This window comes from Ectopseudomonas alcaliphila (assembly GCF_900101755.1).
GTDB lineage: Bacteria > Pseudomonadota > Gammaproteobacteria > Pseudomonadales > Pseudomonadaceae > Aquipseudomonas > Aquipseudomonas alcaliphila.
This window is the reverse complement of the sequence record NZ_FNAE01000001.1, coordinates 1488463-1513940: the sequence shown is the minus strand read 5'-3', so window position 1 is coordinate 1513940 and position 25478 is coordinate 1488463. Positions and strand designations below refer to the sequence as shown.

Below are 25478 nucleotides of genomic sequence, written 5' to 3'. Positions count from 1 at the left end.
AGTATCAAGCGGCGTGACGTTTCCCCGGATTGCATCCGGGCTACAGAAGACGCTGCAAACCTTCCAGCAGACGCTCCAGCGCGCCCTGATTGGCCTTGAGCACGCTCAGGCCGGCCTCGCTCATGCGCTGCATCTCGCCAGGCTCGCCCAGCAATGCGGCAACCCTGTCCGCCAGTTGCGCGGCGTTTTCCACCTCGCTCAGGGCGCCGGCTTCACGCAACTGCGCGGCGATTTCCAGGAAGTTGAACAGGTGCGGACCGCTCAGTACCGGCTTGCCCAGTGCGGCTGGCTCCAGCAGGTTGTGGCCGCCGTTGGCCACCAGGCTGCCGCCGACGAAGGCGATATCCGCCAGCGCGTAGAGAAACAGCAGCTCGCCCATGGTGTCGCCCAGCAGCACCTGGTCGCCGGCTTGCACCGCTTCACCCGTGGAGCGCCTGCGTGTCGTCAGACCCTGACTTAGGCAGAGTTCATTCACCGAGTTGAACCGCTCGGGATGGCGCGGCACCAGGATCAGCAGCGCATCCGGGTGATTGCCAAGCAAGTGGCGATGGGCCGCGAGGATGATTTCGTCTTCACCGGCATGGGTGCTGGCAGCAATCCAGACAGGTCGAGTCGTTGCCTGCCATTGCTGGCGCAGCGCATCTGCGCGTTGCAGCAGTTCGGCATCGATCTTCAGGTCGAACTTGATCGAACCGGTCACCTCCACGCCGGCAGGGCGAGCGCCCAGGTCGAGAAAACGCTGCGCCTCGGTCTGGGTCTGCACGGCGATCAGCGACAGTTCGGCGAGCATCGGTGCGGTGAGTTTGCGAAAACGTGCGTAGCCGCGTGCCGAGCGCTCGGACAGGCGCGCATTGGCCAAGGCCACCGGGATACCGCGCCTGGCGCACTGATGGATATGGTTAGGCCACAATTCGGTTTCCATCACCACGGCCAGACGGGGCTGCGCGCGATCGAGAAAGCGCGCGGCTGCCCAGGGCAGATCGTAGGGCAGGTAGCAGTGCTGCACGCTTTCACCGAACAGTGCCTGGATGCGTTCGGAGCCGGTCGGCGTCATGCAGGTCACGGTGATCGGCAGGTCAGGGTAGCGTACCTGCAGCGCACGAATCATCGGCGCGGCGGCAATGCTTTCACCGACCGATACCGCGTGTACCCAGATGCCGCCCGGTTTCATTGCTGGCAGGCCAAGGGAGAAACGTTCGTTGATACGCCGCGCGTAAGCCGGCGCCTTGCGCGCGCGCAGCGCCAGGCGCAGGGCGATCAGGGGCAGGGCCAGGTGCAGCAGCAGGGTGTAGAGGGGTCTGTTCATGGGGGCGCAGCTTAGCAGGCTGTTGAAAAACTATCTGCGTTGCCACTGCTGCGTTAAAAACAGGCTCAAAATGCTCATTTACAGCTCGTAAACTCCGCTTTTTCGCCTGTTTTTGCCTTGCATTGGCTGCCTCGCCTACGTTTTTCAACGGCCTGCTAGCGCCGCCGGTCATCCTCTGGAAGCGTGATCATGCCTGTGGACGCAGCAGTTCGCGCGCCAGGCAGTCGGCCAGCCAGTTGGCAGCGGGGCCGAGCGCGCCGTCGCGACGGCAGACCAGCTCCACCACCAGTGGCAACGGCGCCCAGTCGCTGCGCAGCTCCTGCAGGTGACCCAGGTAGGTCGGGTACTGCGCCACATGGCGCGGCAGCCAGGCCCAGCCAACGCCGCGTATTACCAGCTCGGCCATCACGTAGAAACTGTCAGCGCGCCACACCAGCGGACTGATCTGTTCGCCGCCGGGGTAGTGGCTGTCCTGCGGCGTCATCAGCAGCTGGCGATGTTCGGCGAGGTCGCGACGTTCCACGCTGTCGAGCTCTGCCAGCGGGTGTTGCGGGCTGCATACCGTGACCATCTCGATGGTGCCCAGGCGTTGGCTTTCCAGCGCCCTTGGCATCTGCTCGTGATGAAACAGCAGGCCCAGGTCGGCCTGGTGCTGCAGCAGCTTGCGCGCCACGTCGCCCTGGGCGCCGCTGGAGAGCTGGACTTCGAGCAGGGGGAAGGCATTGGCCAGCGCTTCTAGGCTGGCCAGCACCGGTTGGTAGGGCATGGCTTCGTCCTGCGCCAGACGCAGGCGCGCTTCCTCGCCACGTGCCAGGCCCAGCGCGCGGCCATCCAGGCGCTCGCACTGCTGCAACACGCTGCGGGCCTGCTCCAGCAGCGCCGCTCCTGCCTCGGTCAGCTGTGGCTGGCGACCGCTGCTGCGTTCGAAGAGGGTGACGCCGAGATCGCTTTCCAGCAGGGCGATGGCGGTGCTGACCGCCGATTGCGCGCGTCCGGTTTGCCGAGCCGCAGCGGAAAAGGATCGGCTCTCGGCGGTGTGGACGAACAGCTGGAGCTGATCGAGATTCCAGTTCATGGCTGACCTATCTCAAAAGCAGATAGGTAATGACTTTAGCCCATCATGAAAGAACTTAGAATTGTGGCCATCTTTCAGGAGTCGCCAGCATGCCCGGATACCTCTATCTCGCCATTGCCATCGCGGCCGAAGTGGTCGCTACCACTTCGATGAAGGCTATCGATGGCTTCAACAAACCCTTGCCGCTGTTACTGGTGGTGGTGGGTTATGGCATCGCCTTCTGGATGCTGACCCTGGTGGTGCGCACTATTCCAGTGGGTGTTGCGTACGCCATCTGGGCTGGTCTGGGCATCGTGTTGGTCAGCATCGCCGCAATGTTCATCTATCAGCAGAAGCTCGATCTGCCGGCCATGCTCGGCATGGGCCTGATCGTCAGTGGCGTGGTGGTTATCCAGCTGTTCTCCGGCGCCACTGGCCACTGAGGGCCGTGCGCACCTGAGGCCTTTTGGTGCGCGCGACCTGGGCGGCCCGGCGACACCCGACGACCGTTGGCCGAAGCCGTTATACTGCCCGCCTGTTTTTCGCCGAGGCCCGTTCATGTCCCAGTCTCTCAGCACCGATGTCCTGATCGTCGGCGGCGGTATCGCCGGCCTCTGGCTCAATGCGCGCCTGCGTCAGCAGGGTTTCTCCACCGTGCTGTTGGAGTGTGGCAGCCTGGGCGGCGGGCAGAGCCTGAAGTCGCAGGGCATCATCCATGGCGGCGCCAAGTACGCCCTGCATGGCGCGCTGACCGGCGCTTCCGAGGCCATCGCCGATATGCCGCGCCGTTGGCGCGAGGCCCTGGCGGGCAATGGCGAGCTGGATCTTTCCGGCGTACGCATTCTCTCCGAAGCGCATTACCTGTGGTCGCCAGGCACTCTGGCCGGCAACCTCACCAGCTTCTTCGCCAGCAAGGCGGTGCGCGGCCGCGTCGATCAGGTCAAGGGCGAGCAACTGCCGCCAGCTCTGCAGCATCCGAAATTCAAGGGCAAGGTTTACCGCTTGGCCGAGCTGGTGCTCGATGTGCCCAGCCTGATCGCTCGCCTGGCCGAGCTGGCTGGTGATGGCTTGCTGGCCGCCGAGCGTATCGAACCGCTGCAGGAAAACGCTGAGTTGTGCGGGTTGATCGTCGATGGGCGCGAGATTCGCGCGCAGCGCGTGGTACTCAGTGCTGGCGCCGGCAATGCCGAGCTGCTGGCCGCTCTGGGCGTCGAGCAGCCCGCGCAGCAGTTGCGCCCGCTGCATATGGTGCTGGCCAAGGGGCCGGCGCTGAAGCCGTTGTACGCGCATTGCCTCGGTGGCGGGCCGAAGCCGCGGGTCACCGTGACCACGCATCCGGCGGCCGATGGCCAGTGGGTCTGGTACCTTGGCGGCGACCTGGCCGAAGCCGATGGCGTGGCCCGCGACGAGGCCGCGCAGATTCAGGCGGCGCAAAAGGAAATGGCGGCATTGCTGCCCTGGGTCGACCAGAGCCAGACGCGCTGGGCCACATTGCGAGTGGATCGCGCCGAACCCGCGCAGTCGGGACTGGTGCGTCCGGATAACGCGTTTCTGGCCGAGCAGCAGCGCCTGCTGGTGGGCTGGCCGACCAAGCTGGCGCTGGCGCCGGATTTCGCTGATCGCGTGCTGGCCATCCTGCAGCGGGATAACCTGCAGCCTGCTGGCCATGCGGCGCTGCCTGAATTGCCGCGTCCACCGCTGGGCCTGCCGGTATGGGAGGCACTGCTGCCATGACGACGCTGCACGATCTGCATCGCCCGCTGGGTTCCACCGGCTTGCGGGTTTCGCCGCTGGGCCTGGGTACGGTCAAGCTGGGCCGCGACCAGGGCGTGAAGTACCCCAACGGCTTCACCATTCCTGACGATGCGCAGGCCTTGGCCTTGTTGCAGCAAGCGCGAGAGCTGGGCATCAATCTGATCGACACCGCGCCGGCTTATGGCGTCAGCGAACAGCGCCTTGGCCCGCTGCTGCGTGGCCAGCGTGATGAGTGGGTGATCGTCAGCAAGACCGGCGAAGAGTTCGAACAGGGCCAGTCGCACTTCGATTTCTCCCCTGCGCATACCCGTCTGTCCGTGGAACGCAGTCTCAAGCGTCTGGAAACCGACCGTATCGATCTGCTGCTGGTGCACTCCGACGGCAACGATCTGGCGGTGCTGCGCGAGACAGGTGTGTACGAAACGCTGGCCGAGCTCAAGCGCGAGGGCAAGATCCTCGCCTATGGCATTTCCGGCAAGACCGTCGAGGGCGGGCTGCTGGCGCTGCAACAAGGTGACTGCGCCATGGTCACTTATAACCTGAGTGAGCAGGGCGAGAAGCCGGTATTGGACTACGCTGCCAGTCACGCTAAGGGCATCCTGATCAAGAAAGCGCTGGCCAGCGGGCATGCCTGTCTGGCCGAGGGTGTCGACCCTGTGCGTGCCAGCTTCGAGCTGATCTTCGGCCATCCGGGCGTCAGCAGCGCCATCGTCGGCACCATCACGCCCGCGCACCTGGCGGCCAATGTCGCGACTGTCGCGGCGGTTTTGCGGGGCATCCGCTGAGTCCCCGGTCACGTCCTCTTACAGCCTAGGGTTGTGCTGGGTGGTTGGCTTGGGGCAGCCTTGAGCGGTTTTCGCTTCAACCTGACCCTCGCGTGAAGGCCGGTCGCCGAGCCGCATTCACGCCCAGCCGGAACAAGGAGTCGAGATGCCGCGTACGCTGATCCGCAAGGACCCGAGTAACTTCAAGACCCTGCCGCTGTTCGTCGAAGCTGGTCCCGATGGGCTGAGCTACCAGAGCCTGGGACAGCCACTGAACTTCCAGCAGATGCTCGATCGGCGTCGTCCGGTCGAGGTGGCGGATAGCTCGCGCTTTTCCGTCGAGCTGGCCAACCTCGGCGTGTCGGTGCGCTTGACCCTGCGCCTGCAGGGACGTGACTACTGGTTGCTGGTGCGTCAGCGCCGTCCGGACCGTGGCGATACCGTACTCAAGCTGATTTCCGGTTACGTGCCGGCGCACGAGCTGAATCTGCCGCTGCTCACCGCCATTCAGGAAGTGGCCGAGGAGTGCCTGCTGGAAAGCGCCGATGGCTGGTTATCCGGCCGTTTCGCCGATACCTGGTTGCCCACGCCCTATCAGGGCGCGCTGCGTTATCGCGAGTCGAGTCATTTTCGACTCAGCCCGCTGTCTGGCGCTGCGCGGCCGGTGCAGTGCGGCAACCTGACCTTGCTCGAGCGCCCGCGCGCCTATGTGCACCTGCCGACGGCATCCTTGCAGCTGGTCTATGACCTGAGCCTGGAATTGCCACGCGATGCCCGTCAGCTGAGCCTGTTCCACGTCGACGAATGCCTGGAAGATGGCCGCCTGGTGGCGCGTCTGGAGCGCCGCCGGCCGGATATCTATTTGCTGGCGCTGCAACGCGGTGTGCCGAGCGGCGGGCTGTTCACCTTGCGTAAGGGCGAGCTGCTGCCTGCCAGCACCCGAGGGGTGTGGCTTTCGGAGAGTTTTGCCGAGCAGGATGGCTGGCTGGTACGTGATGAGCGGATTCGCTGGAAGGACTGGCTGCGGCGTTACGGTGTACAGACGCCGCAGCGGCGCGCATTGGTCAGCGCTTGAGTGAAGCCGGGCGTCAGTGCGCCCGGCTTTCGTGCATGCGCGTCAGCTGCCGTTCCAGCAGTGCTGGATAAGGATCGAGCAGGCGCTCCACGCAGCTGGCCCCTTCCGGGCTGGCAATCGGGCGGATGCGGGCGCGCTGGCGAGCCAGGGCATCCCGGGCGACACGTTGCTCGACCAGCAGCAGGTTGCGACTGTGCTGCGACAACGCCAGGGCGTCGAGGGCGCTGTCGCTGAGCAGTAGGTCGGCCTGACCCAGCTCTTCCAGGTCACTGCCCAGGGTCAGTCCCAGCTGCAGTTGCAGGGTGATGCCGCTGTCGGCGACCTCGATCTGCAGGGCATGGCCCAGAGCGCGCATCAGCTCGCCACAGCAGATGGCGTGAGTCAGGTAGTCCTCGCCGCATTCGCGCTCGTGGAACAGCATCAGGCTGCTGCCGTCCTTGAGGGTGTGCAGTTGTCCCTGATACAGCGCGGCAGCCTGTTCCAGGCAAACCCGATAGCGATCCAGCAGGTCCAGCAGTCGCGTACGTGGCAGACGACGCAGCTGCTCCTGAGCGCCGAGCTGGATGGCCAGCACGGCGCTGGCCTGCGAGGGGCGCGGAGCCTTGGCCACCGGCGCGGGGGCTTCGGACTCGTCACGCAGGTCGGCAAAGGGATCATCCGGCTCTATCGTGTCAGGCCAGGGCTTGAGCTGCTCGTCATCGTCGTCACGCAGATCGGTTTCATCGAAGGCATGCTCGGCCGCGATCTCCTCCTGCTCGTCGAAGTGCTCATCGTCTTCTTCGTGCAGATAGTCATCGCTGTCGTCGAGCAGTTGCTCGTCATCCAGTTCCTGCTCGGGCTCCGGTTTTTCCGGCACCAGTCGCGCCTGTAGTTGACGCGCCAGGTCACCGATCTCGTCGTTGCGTCCGGCGCCCGGTGCAGGGTCGTCCGGGTCACGCAGCCACAGGCGCATCTGCAGCAGTGGCGTGGAAATATGCCGGCCGAGGCGCATGCTCAGCGACAGGGTCAGGGCCAGCAGAATCAGGCTGAGAATACCCATGCTCTGCAGGCTGATGGTCATCGGCTGCTGGAACTGGCTCATGTCCAGGCTGATGCGCAACTGCCCGGCCATTACTTCCTGGAAGGTGATGGAAGTGGAGTACAAACCTTCGGTTTCACCCAGCACGCTGCGTGTCGGGCGCGCGCCGGCTTCGGCGAGGATGCGACTGTCCACGCTGTAGATGGCCGCATGTGCCACCAGCGGGTTCTTCGCCAGGTTGTTGAGTAGCACGTTGAGGCTGAGGATGTCGTTGGACACCAGCAGCTCGGTGGCGGAGGCCGCCGTCTGGGTGATCAGCGCCTGGCCCAGGGCGTCGGCCTGCTGCTGCATGGCCTGCTTGAACTGCATGCCCATGACCCAGGCGTAGATGACCATGGCCAGGGCCACCAGCAGCAGGCTGTGGCTGGCGATGCGCAGCACCAGGGGCACCCGCCGCTGGCGCAGCGCGTGGAAGATCAGGATGAAGAAGTTATCGGGTTTGACGGGCGCGGGCCGGTTCACAGAGCACGGCTCTTGTCGACTGAAGTTGCCGCGCAGTATAGCGAGCGGCCTGGGGCGGGCAAAGCGCATGGCTGCCCGGATTGGCGGGAAACTGGGTAGAATGTGCGCCTTTTCGTCGGTCGGTGGCCAATTCGCCGCTTGCCTGCCTCAATCGTCTGCCTTGGAGGGTGCGTCTTGCGCGAAATCGTCCTGATCAATATCACCGGCGAGGATCGCCCCGGACTTACCGCAGCCATCACCGGCGTGCTGGCTCAGGGCGGGGTGAACATCCTCGATATTGGCCAGGCGGTGATCCACGACACCCTGTCGTTCGGCATCCTCATCGAGATTCCTGACAACGGCCGCTCCCAGTCGGTGCTCAAGGATCTGCTGTTCACCGCCTACGAGCTGGATCAGCAGGTGCGTTTCACGCCGGTGTCCGAGGATGACTACCGCCAGTGGGTCGGTGGCCAGGGCAAGGCCCGCCATATCGTCACCCTGCTGACGCGCAAGGTCAGCGCCGAGCAGCTGCAGCGGGTCAGTGCGATCACTGCCAAGTACGGCCTGAACATCGATCACATCGACCGCCTTTCCGGTCGTATGCCGCTGGATATGCCGGCCGAGCAGGGCAAGGGTTGCATCGAGTTTTCCGTGCGTGGCGAGCCGGCCGATCCCGTCGCTCTGCGCGCCGAGTTTCTCAGCGTGGCGCAGGAGCTCAACGTCGACATCGCCTTCCAGCGCGACTCGGTGTTCCGTCGCAACCGCCGTCTGGCCGTATTCGACATGGACTCGACGCTGATCGAGGCCGAGGTGATCGACGAGCTGGCCAAGGCCGCAGGGGTGGGCGAGCAGGTAGCGGAGATCACCGAGCGCGCCATGCGTGGCGAGCTGGATTTTCGCGCCAGCTTCAAGGAGCGTCTGGGCTTGTTGCAGGGCCTGTCGGAAGACGTGCTGGAAGAGATCGGCGCGTCCCTGCGTCTGACCGAAGGCGCCGAGGTGCTGTTCGCCGAACTCAAGCGCCTGGGCTACAAGACCGCGATTCTCTCTGGCGGCTTCACCTACTTCGCTAAGCAGCTGCAGGCCAAGCTGGGTATTGACTACGTGTTCGCCAACGAACTGCAGATCGAGAACGGCAAGGTCACCGGCGTGGCTGTCGAGCCCATCGTCGACGCTCAGCGCAAGGCCGATCTGCTGCGCGAGCTGGCGCAGAAGGAAGGCTTGCAGCTGGAGCAGACCATCGCCGTCGGCGATGGCGCCAATGACTTGCCGATGCTTGGTCTGGCCGGTCTCGGCGTAGCCTTCCGCGCCAAGCCGCTGGTCAAGCAATCGGCCAAGCAGGCGATCTCCACCCTCGGTCTGGACGGCATTCTTTACCTGCTCGGCTTTCGCGACCGTGAGGGGCAGGACTAAGCGCCGACGTTCTGTCAGACATAAAAAAGCCGCCTGTTCAGGCGGCTTTCTCGTTGGCGGGGTTTATTCGTCGCCTGCCGAGAAGTCGTAATCCATCGACTGGCTCGGACCCTGCAGGTAGTAACCCTGAATGAAATTGACCCCGGCCTGCCACAGCGTGGCCAGTACGCTGGCACTTTCCACGAAGGGCACGATGGTCAGCTTGGCCTGCGCATGCAAACTGCTGAGCAGGGTTTTCAGCGCTTCCTGATTGTCGGCATTGCTCAGATCCTGGGAGAAGGAACCGTCGACTTTGACGAAGTCCACTTGCAGGTGCTTGAGCGTGTTGAACGGGTTCAGTGCACAGCCGAACTGGCTCAAAGCCACCTTGCAATGCAGTTCCGCCAGGCCCTGGGTCAGTGCCTTGGCCTGTTTCAGGTAGGCGATGGCGTCCGGCTCGCTGAACTGGAATACCAGCGAGTCCGACGGCAGGCGTGCGGCTTTGAGTGCCACGCTGAGCCAGGGCAGCAGGGTCTGGTCCTGCAGGCTGGCGCTCGACAGGTGTACGAACAGGCGAGTGTTATGGCCTCTGGAGCGATGGTCTGCCAGCAGCTTGATCGAGTTGAGGATTACCCAGCGGTCGATCTTCTCGCCGAGGCCGGCATCCTTGGCGGCGGCGAGGAACTCCAGCGGCGGCACCTCTGCACCCTGCGGATTGAGCAGGCGCAGCAGCACTTCGTAGTGTTCGTGGGCATCGCCACGCAGGCTGATGATCGGCTGGAACAGCAGCCGGAAGCTGTTGTTCTCCAGCGCCTGTTGCACCATCGCCAGCAGGCTGCCGCGGTTGGCGGCTGCAGCGAGTTCATCGGCCGGGTTGAACAGTTTGATGGCATTGCCGTCACTGAGCTCGTCGGCGCAGCGGTGCGCGCGCTCGATGACTTCCTGCGCCTTGGCGGTTTTCTCGCTGAGGCCGGCGATGCCAATCGACAGCGTGGTCTGGGCGGTGCGGCCGCTGACATCGAACAGGTGGGCTTCGACCTTCTTCAGCAGGGGCGCCAGGCTGGCTTCGCATTGCTCGGGTGTCTGGCCCGGGAGCAGGGCGGCGAACACGTCGTCACCGAAACGGGCCAGCTGGGTGTCCGCCGGGAAATGCGCGCGCAGCAGGCCGGCCAGGTCGGTCAGCAGCAGGTCGATGCCGGCCAGGCCGATCTCGCCCTGCATGCTGGCGTAGCGGTCGACACGGATATACGCCAGGGTCGAGGGCTGGCCGGTGTTGACGGCGCGCTCGGCGGCGTTGTCCATCAGCTCGAGGAAGTGAGTGCGGTTGAACAGGCCGGTGACCAGATCCTGACTGCTGATTTCGCGCAGCTTCTCTTCCAGTTCTGCGTTGGAGGTTTCCGCGCGGATCACTACCTGAATACACGGCTCGCCATCATAGGTGGCGGGGGAGAAGCTCATTTGCGCGGCGAAGCTGCTGCCATCTGCGCGTACGCCCTGGCAATTGAGCTCGGCATTGCCTTCGGCGCTCTGGTAGTTCTTCAGGAAATCCTTGAAGGCACCGTGATCGGCACTGGCGATCAGGTCGATCATCGGCATGCCTTCCAGCTCTTCGCCATCCTCGTAATTGAACAGCTCGAGGTAGGCGCGGTTGGCATAGATATGCATGCCGTCGTGGACGTAGGTGATGGCGTCTACCGAGCTTTCCAGCAACAGCTGGCAGCGCTTCTCCGCTTCGCGCAGCGCCACTTCGGCGGCGCGACGGGCGCGGCGCTCCTCCAGGTTGGCCAGCTCACGCTTGGCCACCAGCACCAGGCGTTCGTCCTCTCCTTGCGGCAGCGCGTCTTGAGCACCGAACAACAGGGCTTCGGTGATGATCTCGGAATCATTGTCCTCGACCAGTTGTATGACGGGGATGTCCTTGGCCTGACGGCGGATGGCGCTGATCGCCTCGCCGGGGTCGAGATGCTCGCTGCTTGATGCGCAGATCAGCAGATCCCAGGTCTGTTGCAGGGTCTCGGCCAGGTCTTCGCTGGAGGTCAGGCGATGCACGCGAGTGGCATGCCCTGCGTTACGGAACAGACTGACCAGGCGCTCTGCCTCGTTCTGCGAGTCTTCGAGAATCAGCAGGCGAATGGTTTTTTTTTCGATGGCCATAGAGGAGTCAGTGCGGCGCCGAATGGACGCGAAAAGGCGACAAATGGTGAATCCTCTGGAGCCTACAGAGACTTCCAGAGCGAGTCAAAATCTTCCTCCCCCGCAGGCTTCTGGCTTTGCGAGGCTGTGACCGGTGTCCCGGGCGCACCTTCTTCTTCGCCGACACGGCGATACTCGAACTGATTGAAACTGCCGGTGCTGACCTGTTTGCGGGTGAGTACTGCGCGGTGCTCTTCGCCGTGGTCGTTGATCAGCACCTTGCTGCCCTCTTGGAATGGCAGGCGCGGCGTGATCAGGCTGGCGGGACGAGAAATGGCGCTGATTTCCGGTAGCAGCAGGGCGCGCAGATACTGGCTGTTCTGTTCAGCTTTACGCAGTAACTGCAGACCGCAGGGGCGTGCGTGCGGCGCGATCAGCTCGATACCCATCTGCGTGCCGCCGCCGCGGACCTGGCGAATCCAGCGCACGATGGCCACGCTCCAGCCTTGACTGGGGTTGTCCTGTACACCCAGCAGTTCGCCGGCCTGCAGTTGACTGGGGACCTCTTTGGGCCAGGAGAGGCAGTAACCGCCGGGACTGTGATTGACGATCGGCAGGGGGAAGGTCGGGTAACTCTCGCCATTGTTCTCAGGCTGCGCCTGCTCACCGGGGGTTACCTTGGTGTACTGAATCTCTTCGAAGTGGATTTCGTCAGCGGCATTGCGCTGGGCATCGAAGGCGTTCGACCAGACATTGGGCTCGCCGGTCGAGGGCTTGAATACCGCGGCACCCAGTTCGACCGGACGCTTGAGCACTTCGGCGAAGGAGCGGCGTCCGGCGAGGAAGAAATGCAGCGCGGTCATGCCGATGCACAGGGTCAGGCTGCCTTGCCCCGGCGTGCGCTGGAACGTGCGCTCGGCTATGTCGCCCCAGGCTGCGACAACGTGCTGCAGCAGATCGAGGCTGATGCCCTCCGGAATCATCAGGCGCGATTTGCTGCGCTCGTCTTCGGGTAGTTCCAGATATTCCTTGATGGCATCGACCAGCGGCTGTGTGTCGATGCCCAGCAGGTTGTGCAATTCGCTGCTCTGATACAGCGACTTGTAGCGCGGCGGGCCGTCGACCTGCGGCGCCAGCACGAACAGGCTGTCGGCATGGTCGCCTGGCTGCAGCTTGATCAGCGCGCTCCAGGGCTCCAGGGCTTGCGCCAGGCGTGCGATGCTGTTCTGGCGCATCTGGTTGGTGCGCGCGCAGCCGAGTAGCAGCGCGGTCACGTAGGTGTGCTCGGTGCTCATGCCCTGAGTATGGTGTGCCAACGGGTCGCGAATGGCCTGGCGCTGCAGACGCTGCTCGCAGGCAATCTGATAAAGCTGGTGCAACTCCAGCCAGAGTCCTTCCGGGACCGGGCAGTAAAGCTGGCTGGCACGAATCAGCGGGCTGCACAGGCTGTGGCTGGCGCGCTGCAGGGAGACGGCGAGCAGTTGGTCGCGATCCTTGCCGCTGCGGGTGATCACGCGGGAAATGATCAGCTTGTAGCCGACCGCCAGGTGGTTCTGCAGTGCCTGGCACAGGTTGGCCACTTTGCGCGGGCGCTCGTCGAGAACGATGGCCTGGTTGAGAAAGTGTCGCTCCAGGTGCTGGCAGACGAAACTGACTTCCGGGCGCAGCAACTCGAGCAACTGCAGGCGGTTTTCCGAGGGGGTGAGGAATTGATTGAGTTCCACCAGGCTCTGATACAACTGGCGTGCAGTTTCACCGATGTTCGCCTTGGGCAGGCCTGCGATCCAGCGTTTGAGATCGCGGGGGCTGCCGTCGCAGAAGCTGAGGCTCTGCTTGCTCGGCGTGGGAACGCGCAACAGCTGAAGGTGGGTACTCTGTCTATCCATCAAACTCGGATACTCCGGCCACGCAATACCAAGCGGCTCTAGTAATAGTCTTTCGAACTCTAGCAGTATCTGCCTGTGCTGGCAGCCCGTTCGCATGGACGGGCTACCTCGCCAGAGTACGGATCTATGACCGAACGGTCGAGATGCGGGTTCCTTTTCTCAGCCGCTCAGTTCTGAGCATTGCCCATCAGCTGACCCATGCGCACCGCGCTGCCAGCGCCCAGCTCTTCGGCCCATTGCACCTGATTCGGGCCGAACAGGACGATGGCAGTGGAGCCCAGTTTGAAGCGGCCCATTTCTGCGCCTTTGGCCAGTTCGATCGGGCCGCGCGCTGGCGCGTCATAGCGGGTGCTCTTGAGCTCGCGCTTGGGCGGCGTGACCAGGCCGGCCCATACCGTCTCGACGCTGGCGACGATCATCGCGCCTACCAGTACCACCGCCATCGGCCCGCGCTCGGTGTCGAACAGGCAGACCACGCGTTCGTTGCGGGCAAACAGTTCCGGCACATTTTCCGCGGTGGTCTGGTTGACCGAGAACAGGCGGCCCGGTACGTAGACCATTTCCTTCAGCGTGCCGCCCAGCGGCATATGGACGCGGTGGTAGTCCTTCGGCGAGAGGTACACGGTGGCGAACTGGCCGCCCATGAACGGTGCTGCACGTTCGGCGTCGCCACCAAGAAGTTCGACAGCGCTGAAGCTGTGGCCCTTGGCCTGGAAGATGCGGCCGTGCTCGATGGCGCCGAGTTGGCTGATCGCCCCGTCGGCCGGGCTGAGAATGGCGCCGGGGGTTTCATCCAGCGGGCGCGCGCCTTCTTTCAGGGCGCGGGTGAAGAAGGCGTTGAAATGTTCGAAGGCACGCAGGTCCTCGACTTGCGCTTCGCTCATGTTGACCTGGTACTGCTTGGCGAACCACGAGATCAGCGGATTCTTCAGCCAGCCGATACGGCATTCGGCAACGCAGCCGATCAGGCGCGACAGCAGGTGATGGGGCAGCAGGTACTGGCTGAGGATAAAAAGACGTTGTTTCATCGTGTTTCCTTGAAGGTTCTGAGCCGGCACTGGCGTGACCAGGCCGGGTGCAACTGATTGTCGACGGACTCAGCGTTCGATGGGGGTATCGGGCAGGTTGCCCCACTCGGACCAGGAGCCGGCGTAGGCCTTCACGCGCGGGTAACCGAGCGCCTTGGCGACCACGTAGCTGAAGCCGGAGCGGCGATGGGTCTGGCAGTGAGTGATCACTTCCTTGTCAGGCGTGATGCCCAGGCTTTGCAGGACTTCGGCGATATCCGTGCGGATACGCATGCCGCGCTGCGGGTCCATGCCGGCGGTCCACTCGAAATGGGTGGCGCCGGGGATATGCCCGCCACGCGCTGCACTCAGTTTTTCGCCGCGGTATTCATCCGCGCCGCGCACGTCCCAGATGGCCAGGTCGGCAGCATCCAGGCGCGATTGCAGGTACTCGCGGGTGGCGGTGGGGGCATCGCTCAGCGTCAGTGATACCTCGGTGCGAGTCACTGCGGGCTGTTCCTGGCTCAGCTCGAGGCCATCGCTGATCCAGGCCTGCAGACCACCATTGAGGAAGTGGTAACGCTGGTGGCCGATCACGTCGAGCAGCCAGATGAAGCGACCGGCCCAAGGGCCGCCCTCATCGTCATAGACCACATAAGTGGCATCCGCGTGGTGGCCGATATCGGCGAACAGCGCCTCGAGCTGCGCCCGCTCGGGCAGCAGGCCGGGAGCGGGCGGCACGCCCAGTTGCGTGCGCTTGCTATCCACCCAGCGCGCGCCCGGGATATGGCCGGCGGCGTAGCGTGCCGCGCTGCTCAGGTCGAGCAGAATCAGGTCGGCTGCATCCAGGCGTTCGGCCAATTGGGCCGGCTCGATCACCAGTGGCAAGTTGTCGAAGGCGGACATGACGGCCTCCTTGAATGAAAAGAGGTCGATTGTAGCGGAAACAGAGCGCTTCAGCGTCCGCGCCTGGAAAAGCTGCCCAGAGCGCGTTCGATGCACTGCACGGTCTTGCCGAATGCCTGCAGGCAGACGTCATTGAGCGGTTGGCCGCCCTGGTCCGCCACGACCAGCATTACCACTCGGCCGTTGTTGGCCACGGAGCGCAGCAGCAGGTGTTCGCTGGGGAACAGTGCCTTGAGGTTGCCGGGTAACAGGGCGGAAAACTGCGCGATGTTGTTCGGCGCCAGGCGCAGTTGCCCGGGTTCGCTGAGCAGGCGCTTCAATACCTGGCTCTGTGCTGGGTCGAGGCTGAGGGTCGCTGCGCTGGCATCGAGGCCGGCCTGTTGCTGGCTCTGCAGGCGGCTGTGGTTACGATCGGCAAGCAGCAGCAGGACGCGTTTCAGGCCGCAGGCTTGCAGGGCGTCGCGGGCACAGGCGGTCAGTTGCGGTACGTTGGCGAAGCTGCTGGGTTCGGCAAGCAGGAGGGCACAGTGCTGACGCCAGGCGGCAAGGTCATCGCGCTTGGGCGGCGCTGCTGCGCTAACGGCTGGTTGCAGACGATGGGTGTTCCACGGCCAGATCAGCGCCTGGGCCGGGTGCCACAGCGCGTTGTCGTGAATCAGGCGTGCGCTGCTCACGGCGTGCTGGTGCACTTCCTGTTGCAGCTCGCTCAGAGGTATCTGCAGGTAAAGTCCGGTCAGGCGCTGCCAGCGCAGGCTGTGCGCGGTATCCCAGGCATGGTGAGCGGATACCGCCAAGCCGTTGGCCAGCAGCACGCAGTTGCTCGGATGGGTGAGCCAGTGACGCAGGGGGATGTCGGCGTCGAGCATCTGCTGCTGATGCAGCGGATGTTCATTGTCGCGGGCGATATGCAGTGCCTTGACCAACTGGCGCCGGTCTCGCTCCAGCAGGCGGTAGCTGCGCACGATCCACTCCGGCAGGCGCCAGCGCTCGGCCAGCTTGACGCACAACTGGATCAGGGTGACACCGAGCAGCTCCTTTTCGACTGCGGCGGGCCGCTCGCCCTTGAGCAGCACGCGTTGCTCCCAGGCCTCGAGCAACTGCGGATGGGCGCACAGCAATGGCCAGATCGGCGCCAGAAACAGCAGGCTGCAGCCATGCAGCTCGTTCCATAGGCGCGCCAGGCGTGCGCCGAACAGGCCGCGTGCCTGTTGGCTGGCGTGTTGACTGATCAGCAGGATCTGGCGCAGCGCCAGGGGGATTTCACTCTCGGGCAGTGCTGGTGCCTGGTTGAGGAGGGCTTCGCAACGACTCAGGCCCAGGCGCGACAATGCCGTTTCGACGCTTTCGGCGGGTTCGCTGAGACTGTTGCTGGACTGATTGGCTTCGCGCAGCACCTGCAGGGCGAACGACGGGCTCGACTCTATCTCCTCGGCAATTTCACGCCAGGTGCGGCGGCTGTCGCCGAGGATGCGACGTATGCGCGCATGCTGCTGCTGCTCGATAGGCAGTGGCAGCGTGGCCAGTTGGTGTAACCAGGCGTCCAGGGTGCGTGGCAGTGGCTTTTGCGTCGACATGTGGGTTGAGCCGAACTGGCTTTTGGCCTTAACTGGCTATAGTCTGGCGTATAAGTTCCGATAATTAGAAGTGTTGTTTTTAATAACCCATCCTCTAGGCTCTGCAAGCGTTCCTTTCATGGTAAAAATCATCGGCATCATTGTTGTTTTTGGCTGCGTGCTCGGCGGGTTCATACTCTCGGGTGGGCAGTTCATGGCACTGGTCCACCCCTTCGAGGTTCTGATTATCGGCGGCGCGGCGTTGGGTGCATTCCTGCAGGCCAACCCGAGCAGCATGTTCATGACGGTGTTCAAGAAATCGTTGAGCATGTTCGGCACGCGCTTCACCCATACCTACTACCTGGAAGTGCTCAAGCTGCTGTACGAGATCCTCAACAAGAGTCGCCGCGAGGGCATGATGGCCATCGAGGCGGATGTCGAGGACCCCAACGCCAGCCCGATTTTCAGCAAGTATCCAGGCGTGCTCAAGGACGCGCGGATGACAGCCTTCATCTGCGACTACCTGCGCATCATGTCGTCCGGCAACATGGCGCCGCACGAACTCGAAGGCCTGTTCGACATGGAGCTGACCAGCCTCAAGGAAGAAGTGGAGCACCCGGCGCACGCCGTAGCCAAGGTCGCTGACGGCATGCCGGCCATGGGTATCGTTGCGGCCGTGCTGGGTATCGTGATCACCATGTCGATCCTGGCCGAGGCGGACAACGCGCAGATCGGTCAGAAGGTGGGGACCGCGCTGGTTGGTACCTTCCTCGGTATTCTTGGTTCCTATGGTTTCTTCGGTCCGCTGGCGAACGCTCTGGAACATGACGCCAAGGAAGAGCTGAACCTCTACGAAGCCATCAAGGCGACCCTGGTCGCGTCTGCATCGGGCATGCCGCCGACCCTGGCTGTAGAGTTCGGGCGCAAGGTCTTGTATCCGGCGCACCGCCCGAGCTTCAGCGAGCTCGAACAGGCCATGCGCGGCAGCTAAGCCATGGAAAATAACCAACCCATCATCGTCAAGCGAGTCAAGAAGGTCGCGGGTGGGCACCATGGCGGTGCCTGGAAGATCGCGTTCGCCGACTTCGCCACCGCCATGATGGCGTTCTTCCTGGTGATGTGGCTGATGACATCGGCCACGCCGGAGCAGAAGAAGGCCATTTCCGGCTATTTCCAGGACCCCATCGGTTTCACCGAAAGCGCCAGTCCCTACGCCATCGACTTGGGTGGCACGCCGACGCCGGCACCTGAACGCACGCTCAACCCGGACATCTCCGAGACGCCGGAAAGTCAGCCGGATGAGACCGGAATCAGCACGGACCAGATCGAAACCCTGGCCGACAAGATGGAGCAGGAGCGCCTGGAATTGTTGTTGCAGGAACTGCAGAACAAGGTCGAGGAAAACCCCGAGCTGCAACGTTTCAAGGACCAGATCCTGTTCGAGATTACCCAGGACGGTTTGCGCATCCAGATCATGGATGCCGAGAACCGGCCGATGTTCGCGTTGGGCAGTGCCAACCTTCAGCCGTACTTCGAGGACATCCTGCTGGCCATGGCCGACACCATTCGCGCGGTGCCGAACAAGATCAGCGTCAGTGGTCACACCGATGCCAAGCCCTTTGCCGGGCGTGGCGATTTTGGCAACTGGGAACTGTCAGCCAACCGTGCCAATGCGGCGCGGCGTGCGCTGATCGCCGGGGGGTACGCCGATGAGCAGGTGGCGCGGGTGGTCGGTTACGCCTCCTCGGCCCTGTTTGACCGCGACGACCCCTTCAATCCGGTCAATCGGCGCATCGATATCGTCGTGCTGACCAAGAAGGCGCAGCGCGCCATCGAGGGCGAACAAGGTGGTGAAGCACCGCCTGATCCGGCCGAGGGCGCCGAGCCGGGTGGCGCGGCGAGCGATCCGCTGCCGGCCGGCCAACTGCGCGAGCGTTTGAATATCTTCGAGGAAGGTGCCCTGCAGTTCGATCAGTTGGGCAATCAGTAATCGTCTTCAGGCAGGCTGGCGAGTATGTGGCGGTAGCTGGCCATGCGCTGCGGCTGAATGCGCCCGTCCTCGAGCGCCTGCAGCAGGGCGCAACCCGGCTCGCGATCATGCTTGCAGTCACGGAAGCGGCAGCGGCCCAGCAGGTCGTGGAACTCGATGAAGCCTGCCTCCACATCATCACGGCTGACATGGCCCAGGCCGAACTCGCGAATGCCGGGGGAGTCGATCAGTTGGCCGCCGCCGGGGAAATGGAAAAGCCGTGCGGTGGTGGTGGTGTGTGTGCCCTTGCCGGTCAATTCCGACAATGCGCCGACACGCGTATCGACGCCGGGCAGCAGGCTGTTGACCAGCGATGACTTGCCTACGCCAGATTGGCCCACGAATACGCTGACGTTTCCGTTCAAGCGACTTTTCAGTTGCTCCATGCCATCGCCCTTATGGGCCGAGACTTCCAGCAGCGGATACTCCAGCTGACGATAAACCCTGAGCAGGGCGTCCAGCGCCACCTGGTTCTGTTCATCGATCAGATCGGCCTTGTTCAGCAGCAGCAGTGGGCGAATGCCCGCGTGCTCGGCTGCCACCAGATAACGGTCGATCAGGTTGGCGTGCGGCTCGGGCAGCGGGGCAAAGACGATAACGATCTGGTCGACGTTGGCCGCCACTGGTTTGAGTTGGCCGCGCATGTCGGGACGACACAGTTCGCTGTTTCTCGGCAGTTGCGCGACGATGACGCCGTCACCCTGATTGCCGGGGCGCCAGACCACCTGATCGCCGGTGACCAGTGCCGGCAGGTTGGCGCGCAGGTGGCAGCGAAACACCTGGCCGGCCATTTCACCCTGCAAGCCCTCGATTTCCACCTGTACGCCGAAATGGGCGATTACCAGGCCGGTCTGTTCCGGGCCGAGGTCACCGCCCTCCAGTGCTTCCATTGCTCGCGATTCACGCTTGGCGGCGCGGGCCGCGCGCTCGCCTTGAATCTTTTCGATCCGCCAGTTCTGGCGGCGGTTGAGTTGGCGTTTGGCCATGGAGCATCCGGGTAGTGGAGTGTTGATCGCGGCGAGTTTAGCATGAGCGCTCGGCGGCCATTCGGCTGTCAGACACAGAGGCTGGGAATGACGACAGGCGAGAAAAGAGCGGTGCTGCGGTTACCGCTGTTGCGGGCTCTTTTGGCGCAGGGTTTGGCCATGGCGCTGGTGGTGGTGCTGGTCTATTTGCTGGCGTTGCTGTCCTGGCGCATGTCGCTGTTTTCGGTGGTTCTGCTGCAAGGTGTTGTGGCGGCCGGGATCGGCTGGCGCCTGGGGCTTTCGCGCTGGTGGTTGTGGATCAATCTGGCGTTCCTGCCTGCGCTGCTGGTGATGCAGCGCGCCGATTTGCCGGCCTGGCTGTTTTTGCTGTGCTTCGTCCTGTTGCTACTGGTCAACTGGAACAGCCTGCGCGAACAGGTGCCGCTCTACCTGAGTGGGCGCAAGGCACAGCACCGTCTGCAGCAGTGCTTGAGCGAGCGCGAGCCGCCGCTGCGCGTCGTCGACCTGGGGTGTGGTACGGCAGGTATGGTGCTGCAACTGGCCCGACAGTTTCCGCGCGGGCAGTTCGTCGGTGTCGAGACGGCGCCTCTGCTCTTCGTTTTCGCTTGGCTGCGCTGCCTGTTGCAGGAGAACTGCTGCATTCGTTATCGGAGTTTGTGGCAGGTCGAGCTCGGCGACTTCGATGTCGTCTATTGCTTTCTGTCGCCCGTGCCGATGCCGCGCCTGTGGGCCAAGGCGCAGGTCGAGATGCGCGCCGGTAGCTGGCTGATCAGCAATACCTTCGAGATTCCGGGCGTGCCGGCCGATCGCGTGTTCGACCTCAACGAAGGGCGGCAGACCGCCCTGTTCCTCTGGCAGATGAGGGGCGCGGACATCCGCTAGCAGGTAGTTTCTCGGCAGCCTGTTAGACTTGGCGCCTGAGCCAAGGAGCACCCAACCATGCAAAACCCCAACAACCTGATCTGGATCGACCTGGAAATGACCGGGCTGGAGCCGGAGCGCGACGTGATCATCGAGATGGCCACCATCGTCACCGACAGCGAACTGAACGTGCTGGCCGAAGGCCCGGTGATCGCCGTTCACCAGAGCGACGCGGCCCTGGCCGGCATGGACGAATGGAACACCCGCACCCATGGCCAGAGCGGCCTGACTCAGCGCGTGCGTGACAGCAAGATCGATACGGCGGCGGCCGAAGCACAGACCATCGCCTTCCTCGAACAGTGGGTGCCCAAGGGCAAGTCGCCGATCTGCGGCAACAGCATCGGCCAGGACCGCCGCTTCCTCTACAAGTACATGCCGGCGCTGGAGGCCTACTTCCACTACCGCTATCTGGACGTATCGACGCTGAAGATCCTGGCGGGCATGTGGGCGCCGGAGGTCAAGGACAGCTTTCAGAAAACCGCTACTCACCAGGCGCTGGATGACATTCGTGAGTCCATCGCCGAGCTGCGCCACTACCGCGAGCATTTCCTCAAGGTCTAAGCTCGTCTGTAGGGTGCGCCGTGCGCACCGAGCGATACCCGTGATGTAGGCGTCAATTCGCGTAGCCCGGATGCAATCCGGGGAAATGGGCGGCGCTATTCCCGGATTTCATTCGGGCTACAGAGCGCTGTGTCGCTCCAGGGCCCACTCGACATGCTCGCGCACCAGCGGCGATGGATGTTCGCGGCGCGCGATCAGGGCCTGAAGCACCGGGATGGTCGAGGGCGCATTGCCCAGGCCGACCGCCAGGTTACGCAGCCAGCGCTCGTAGCCGGCGCGGCGTAGCGGCGAGCCTTCGGTGCGGCTGAGAAATTCCTCTTCCGTCCACAGGAACAGCTCGGCCAGGCCGCTGTTGTCCAGGCCGTGGCGCGGCTGGAAGTCGCCCTGCTCGGTGGGCCGGGCGAAGCGGTTCCAGGGACAAACGATCTGGCAGTCGTCGCAGCCGAATACCCGGTTGCCGATGGGCGCACGCAGCTCTACCGGGATCGAGCCTTTCAGCTCGATGGTCAGGTAGGAGATGCAGCGCCGGGCATCCAGCACGTAGGGGCCGGCGAAGGCCGCAGTGGGGCAGATATCCATGCACGCGCTGCAGCGTCCGCAATGCTCGCTGCCGTGTGGGGCGTCCACCGGCAGCGGCAGGTCGACGAACAGTTCGCCGAGAAAGAAATAGCTGCCGGCCTTGCGGTTGAGCACCAGGGTGTTCTTGCCGATCCAGCCGAGGCCGGCCTTTTCGGCGATGGCCTTTTCCAGCACTGGGGCGCTGTCGACGAAGGCGCGGTAGCCGAACGGGCCGATCTGCTGCTGGATACGTTCGGCCAGTTGTTGCAGGCGCTTGCGGATCAGCTTGTGGTAGTCGCGGCCCAGGGCGTAACGCGACACATAGGCCTGTTGCGGTTCTTTCAGGCGTTGGGCCATCTGCGTGTCGCCGGGCAGATAGTCCATGCGCAGCGACACCACGCGCAGGGTGCCGGGCACCAGTTCGTCCGGGTGTGAGCGCTTGCTGCCATGGGCGGCCATGTAGTCCATCTCGCCCTGGTAGCCGGCTTCCAGCCATCGTTGCAGATGCGCCTCGTGTTCGCCCAGCTCGACATCGGTGATGCCGACCTGCTGAAAGCCCAGCTCACGCCCCCAGTCCTTGATGGACAGGGCGAGGGCGTCGAGGTCGAGGGTTTGATCGGACATGAGGAGGGCGCAGGCGATGGACGTGGGTATAATTCTGCCAGACATCCGCCGCGAGCGAGCCATGCATCTACCAGCCTCTTTACCCTTGAGCCTGCACAGCGCCGAACAGGTGCGCGCGCTGGATGCGCAACTGATCGCCGCCGGGACGCCTGGGTTCGAATTGATGCAGCGTGCCGCCCACGCTGCCTGGCGCGCCCTGCGCAGGCGCTGGCCGGATGCTGGTGAACTCACCGTGCTGGCCGGGCGTGGCAACAATGCTGGTGACGGCTACCTGATCGCCGCCCTGGCCCAGCGTGCCGGGTGGCGCGTGCGCGTGCTGGCGGTGGGCGATCCCGCTGCGCTGAGTGGCGACGCTGCTCAGGCCTGCGCCGAGGCCAGGCGAGCAGGCGTGGATATTCTGCCCTGGAGCGAATGCGCGCCACTGACGGGCATCCTGGCCGATGCGTTGCTCGGCACGGGGCTGTCTGGTGCTGTGCGTGAGCCTTATGCCCAGGCGATACGCCTGCTCAACCAGAGTGGCTTGCCGGTGCTGGCGGTGGATATTCCTTCTGGCTTGAATGCCGACAGCGGCGCGCGTCTTGGTGTGGCGGTGCGCGCCGATCTGACCGTGACCTTCGTCGCCCTCAAGCTCGGCCTGCTGACGGGGGGCGGCCCAGAACTGTGCGGCGAGCTGCTGTTCGACGATCTGCAAGGCGATGCCCGGCTATTGGCCCAGGCGCCCTGCGTGGCGCAGCGCCTCGATTTGGCCAATCTTCCACGTCTGAGCGCACGCTCGCCGGTGGCGCACAAGGGCCAGTTCGGCCATCTGCTGGTGGTCGGTGGCGATCTGGGCATGGGCGGCGCCGCGCTGCTCTGTGCCGACAGTGCGCTACGTGCCGGCGCCGGCCTGGTGTCGCTGGCAACACGGGCCGAACATGTCGCGGCCGCCCTGGTGCGCCGGCCTGAAATCATGTGCACGGCGCTGGCTTCGGCCAATCAGCTGTTGGCACTCACCGAGCGCGCCGATGTCTGCGTGGTAGGGCCTGGCCTGGGGCAGGGTGCCTGGGCGCGCAGTTTGCTGTCTGGCGTCTGCGGTCTCGATGTGCCTCAGGTCTGGGATGCCGATGCGCTGAATCTTCTGGCTGCCGGGCAGGTCGTCGCGCCTGGCCAGGGCGTGCTCACGCCACATCCGGGCGAAGCGGCGCGTCTACTGGGCATCGACACTGCTACCGTGCAGGCTGATCGGCCGGCTGCAGCGCGGGCTTTGGCGCAACGTTTCGGGCTGGTGGTGGTGCTCAAGGGGGCCGGCAGCCTGGTCGCGGCGCCGGATGGGCGCCTGGCGCTGTGTGATCGCGGCCATCCGGCGATGGCGGGCGCGGGGCTTGGGGATGTGCTGGCTGGATTGATCGGTGCGCTGCTGGCGCAGGGCATGGCAGCGTATGATGCAGCCTGCCTGGCGGTATGGCTGCATGCGCGGGCCGGTGAGGTGCTGGCTGCGCAGGGGCGCGGGCTGGCTGCCGGTGATCTGCCCTGTACCATTCGTCAGTTATTGGAGGAGTTGTGCCCTTGTGTGAAGTGAAACTCGAAGCGGCTGACGAAGCCGCGATGCTGGCTCTGGGCGCGCGGATCGCCGAAGTCAGCGGTGGCCTGGGCATCATCTATCTGCATGGTGATCTGGGCGCCGGCAAGACCACCCTTTCACGTGGCATTCTGCGCGGCCTGGGCCATGCCGGCGCGGTCAAGAGCCCGACCTTTACCCTGGTCGAACCCTACGAAATAGGCGACTTGCGCGCCTTTCATTTCGATCTTTATCGCCTGGTCGATCCTGAGGAGCTGGAGTTTCTCGGCATCCGCGATTACTTCGAAGGGGATGCCTTGTGCCTGATCGAATGGCCGCAGCGTGGTGCGGGCGTTTTGCCAAAGCCCGACCTGGACATTACCATTAGCCCCCAAGCGAGCGGCCGTTCGCTGTTGCTGCAGGGGCATGGGGCTCGAGGGGAGGCCTGGTGCAAGGCCCTGAGTAGCAAGGAATGAATAAGAAGCGATGGGGTTGGTTATGCGCATAGGCGCGCTGGTTACCGCTGTGGGGGTGTTGTTGGCGGCCCTGGCTGCCGAAGTACTGGCTGCCTCCGATATACGGAGCGTGCGCCTGTGGCGGGCCCCGGACAATACCCGTCTGGTCTTCGATCTGTCCGGCCCGGTACAGCACAGCGTGTTCACCCTGGCTGCGCCTGATCGCATCGTTATCGACGTCAGTGGCGCCAAGTTGGCCACCAATCTCGAGCAGCTTTCGCTCGCCAACACCCCGATCACCGGCGTGCGCTCGGCCCAGCGCAGTGCTGACGACCTGCGCGTGGTCATCGATCTGTCGGCGCCGGTGTCGCCCAAGAGCTTCACCCTGGCGCCTAATCAGCAATATGGTCATCGTCTGGTGGTCGATCTGTTCGATCAGGGCAGTGCGCCACCCGCCACGCAGACGCCCAGTATTGCCGCTGGCGCACCACCTGTGCCGGTCACGCCGACCCAGCCTCCACCCAAGTTGACGCCAGTGCCCAATGGCAAGCGCGATATCATCGTCGCCATCGATGCGGGTCATGGTGGCGAGGACCCGGGGGCGTTGTCGCCGGTCAAGGGGCAGTATGAAAAGCACGTGACCCTGGCCATTTCCAAAGAGTTGCAGCGGCAGATCAATGCCGAAAAGGGCTTTCGTGCCGAGTTGGTGCGCACCGGCGACTACTTCATTCCGCTGCGTAAACGCACCGAGATCGCACGCAAGAAAGGGGCCGATCTGTTCGTCTCCATCCATGCCGACGCGGCGCCGCGAGCCTCGGCGTTCGGCGCTTCGGTCTATGCCCTGTCCGAACGTGGTGCTACCTCCGAGACCGCGCGCTGGCTGGCCGACGCCGAGAACCAGTCCGACCTGATCGGTGGCGCCGGCAACGTCAGTCTCGACGACAAGGACAAGATGCTCGCTGGCGTGTTGCTGGATCTGTCGATGACCGCTTCGCTGTCCTCCAGTCTCAATGTCGGGCAGAAGGTGTTGTCGAACATGGGCGGCATCACCCCGCTGCACAAGCGGCGCGTCGAGCAGGCAGGCTTCATGGTGCTGAAATCACCGGATATTCCCTCGATTCTGGTGGAGACCGGTTTCATCTCCAACCCCAATGAAGCCAAGAAATTGCATACCGCCAGCCACCAGCAGGCACTGGCGCGCTCGATCACCACCGGGGTCAAGCAGTTCTTCCATGAAAACCCGCCGCCTGGCACCTACGTCGCCTGGCTGCGTGATGAAGGCAAGATCGCTGCGGGTCCGCGTGAACACGTGGTGGCGCGCGGTGAGAGCCTGGCGCTGATCGCCCAGAGATACCAGATCAGCCTGGCGTCCCTGCGTAGTGCCAACAAGCTCAATGGTGACGTGATCAAGGTCGGCCAGACGTTGCAGATACCCGCCACAGCGCTGGCAGCCCAGTAGT

Annotated in this window: 22 protein-coding genes; 12 read left to right on the top strand and 10 right to left on the bottom strand. The window is 63.9% G+C overall.

Annotated features, from left to right (window positions below):
* Positions 1-40: 40 nt before the first annotated feature.
* Positions 41-1306, bottom strand: a complete 1266-nt coding sequence (gene waaA / locus BLR77_RS07175) for a lipid IV(A) 3-deoxy-D-manno-octulosonic acid transferase (protein WP_074676285.1) — start codon at positions 1304-1306, stop codon at positions 41-43.
* A gap of 187 nt (positions 1307-1493) precedes the next feature.
* Entirely contained in the window at positions 1494-2381 is an 888-nt protein-coding gene (locus BLR77_RS07170; protein WP_074676283.1) for a LysR family transcriptional regulator, read from the bottom strand.
* Between the two features lie 89 nt (positions 2382-2470).
* Here BLR77_RS07170 and BLR77_RS07165 point away from each other — a divergent pair, with 89 nt between their 5' ends.
* The 4 genes from BLR77_RS07165 to BLR77_RS07150 all read left to right on the top strand — a co-directional run bounded on the left by BLR77_RS07165 (position 2471) and on the right by BLR77_RS07150 (position 5954).
* Complete coding sequence (locus tag BLR77_RS07165; RefSeq protein ID WP_074676281.1) at positions 2471-2803, top strand: DMT family transporter; 333 nt, start codon at positions 2471-2473, stop codon at positions 2801-2803.
* Positions 2804-2918: 115 nt separating this feature from the next.
* Positions 2919-4094, top strand: coding sequence for an NAD(P)/FAD-dependent oxidoreductase (locus BLR77_RS07160; protein WP_074676280.1), 1176 nt, complete (start codon positions 2919-2921; stop codon positions 4092-4094).
* Positions 4091-4900 carry an aldo/keto reductase gene (locus BLR77_RS07155; protein ID WP_074676278.1) on the top strand — a complete coding sequence of 270 codons (810 nt, stop codon included), beginning with the start codon at positions 4091-4093 and terminating at the stop codon, positions 4898-4900. The genes BLR77_RS07160 and BLR77_RS07155 overlap by 4 nt, the downstream gene beginning before the upstream one ends.
* A gap of 145 nt (positions 4901-5045) precedes the next feature.
* Positions 5046-5954: a metal ABC transporter ATPase gene (locus BLR77_RS07150; protein ID WP_074676276.1), complete on the top strand. Its 909-nt coding sequence runs from the start codon at positions 5046-5048 to the stop codon at positions 5952-5954.
* Between the two features lie 13 nt (positions 5955-5967).
* On the opposite strand, the gene BLR77_RS07145 is transcribed toward BLR77_RS07150, so the two are convergent.
* Positions 5968-7494, bottom strand: a complete 1527-nt coding sequence (locus BLR77_RS07145; RefSeq protein WP_074676275.1) for an AhpA/YtjB family protein — start codon at positions 7492-7494, stop codon at positions 5968-5970.
* A 174-nt stretch (positions 7495-7668) separates the two neighbouring features.
* Between BLR77_RS07145 and serB the strand changes: the two genes are divergently transcribed.
* The gene (gene serB, locus BLR77_RS07140; RefSeq protein WP_074676273.1) at positions 7669-8883 is read left to right on the top strand and encodes a phosphoserine phosphatase SerB; all 1215 of its coding nucleotides are present in this window, start codon (positions 7669-7671) and stop codon (positions 8881-8883) included.
* Between the two features lie 63 nt (positions 8884-8946).
* On the opposite strand, the gene BLR77_RS07135 is transcribed toward serB, so the two are convergent.
* From BLR77_RS07135 to BLR77_RS07115, 5 genes are all read right to left on the bottom strand, one after another.
* Positions 8947-11016 carry an EAL domain-containing response regulator gene (locus BLR77_RS07135; RefSeq protein WP_074676271.1) on the bottom strand — a complete coding sequence of 690 codons (2070 nt, stop codon included), beginning with the start codon at positions 11014-11016 and terminating at the stop codon, positions 8947-8949.
* A gap of 62 nt (positions 11017-11078) precedes the next feature.
* The gene (locus BLR77_RS07130) at positions 11079-12881 is read right to left on the bottom strand and encodes a molecular chaperone (RefSeq protein WP_074676270.1); all 1803 of its coding nucleotides are present in this window, start codon (positions 12879-12881) and stop codon (positions 11079-11081) included.
* 167 nt (positions 12882-13048) lie between these two features.
* Complete coding sequence (asd, locus tag BLR77_RS07125; protein WP_074676268.1) at positions 13049-13909, bottom strand: archaetidylserine decarboxylase; 861 nt, start codon at positions 13907-13909, stop codon at positions 13049-13051.
* A 69-nt stretch (positions 13910-13978) separates the two neighbouring features.
* Positions 13979-14794, bottom strand: a complete 816-nt coding sequence (locus BLR77_RS07120) for a rhodanese-like domain-containing protein (protein ID WP_074676266.1) — start codon at positions 14792-14794, stop codon at positions 13979-13981.
* Positions 14795-14844: 50 nt separating this feature from the next.
* Positions 14845-16368 (bottom strand): HDOD domain-containing protein, encoded by a 1524-nt coding sequence (locus BLR77_RS07115; protein ID WP_074676265.1) that lies wholly within the window; start codon positions 16366-16368, stop codon positions 14845-14847.
* Positions 16369-16486: 118 nt separating this feature from the next.
* Here BLR77_RS07115 and motA point away from each other — a divergent pair, with 118 nt between their 5' ends.
* On the top strand, positions 16487-17338 hold the full coding sequence (gene motA / locus BLR77_RS07110) for a flagellar motor stator protein MotA (RefSeq protein WP_074676263.1): 852 nt from the start codon (positions 16487-16489) through the stop codon (positions 17336-17338).
* Between the two features lie 3 nt (positions 17339-17341).
* Positions 17342-18337: a flagellar motor protein MotB gene (gene motB, locus BLR77_RS07105; protein WP_074676262.1), complete on the top strand. Its 996-nt coding sequence runs from the start codon at positions 17342-17344 to the stop codon at positions 18335-18337.
* Here the strand turns inward: motB and rsgA are convergent.
* Positions 18331-19362: a small ribosomal subunit biogenesis GTPase RsgA gene (rsgA, locus tag BLR77_RS07100; protein WP_074676260.1), complete on the bottom strand. Its 1032-nt coding sequence runs from the start codon at positions 19360-19362 to the stop codon at positions 18331-18333. The two genes, motB and rsgA, sit on opposite strands and share 7 nt — an antisense overlap.
* Positions 19363-19449: 87 nt before the next feature.
* Here rsgA and BLR77_RS07095 point away from each other — a divergent pair, with 87 nt between their 5' ends.
* The gene (locus BLR77_RS07095; protein WP_074676258.1) at positions 19450-20244 is read left to right on the top strand and encodes a class I SAM-dependent methyltransferase; all 795 of its coding nucleotides are present in this window, start codon (positions 19450-19452) and stop codon (positions 20242-20244) included.
* A gap of 57 nt (positions 20245-20301) precedes the next feature.
* A complete protein-coding gene (gene orn, locus BLR77_RS07090; protein ID WP_074676256.1) occupies positions 20302-20844 on the top strand; it encodes an oligoribonuclease in 543 nt (180 codons plus the stop codon).
* A gap of 117 nt (positions 20845-20961) precedes the next feature.
* Here orn and queG read toward each other — a convergent pair whose 3' ends face one another.
* Positions 20962-22026 (bottom strand): tRNA epoxyqueuosine(34) reductase QueG, encoded by a 1065-nt coding sequence (gene queG, locus BLR77_RS07085; protein ID WP_074676254.1) that lies wholly within the window; start codon positions 22024-22026, stop codon positions 20962-20964.
* Between the two features lie 61 nt (positions 22027-22087).
* On the opposite strand from queG, the gene BLR77_RS07080 reads away from it, so the two are divergent.
* Genes BLR77_RS07080 through BLR77_RS07070 form a run of 3 tightly spaced genes read left to right on the top strand, consistent with a single transcriptional unit; the run spans position 22088 to position 25477 of the window.
* Positions 22088-23584, top strand: a complete 1497-nt coding sequence (locus tag BLR77_RS07080) for a bifunctional ADP-dependent NAD(P)H-hydrate dehydratase/NAD(P)H-hydrate epimerase (protein ID WP_074676798.1) — start codon at positions 22088-22090, stop codon at positions 23582-23584.
* Positions 23572-24039, top strand: coding sequence for a tRNA (adenosine(37)-N6)-threonylcarbamoyltransferase complex ATPase subunit type 1 TsaE (tsaE, locus tag BLR77_RS07075; protein WP_074676253.1), 468 nt, complete (start codon positions 23572-23574; stop codon positions 24037-24039). The genes BLR77_RS07080 and tsaE overlap by 13 nt, the downstream gene beginning before the upstream one ends.
* A 10-nt stretch (positions 24040-24049) precedes the next feature.
* Positions 24050-25477 (top strand): N-acetylmuramoyl-L-alanine amidase, encoded by a 1428-nt coding sequence (locus BLR77_RS07070; protein ID WP_202907440.1) that lies wholly within the window; start codon positions 24050-24052, stop codon positions 25475-25477.
* Position 25478 lies beyond the last annotated feature (1 nt).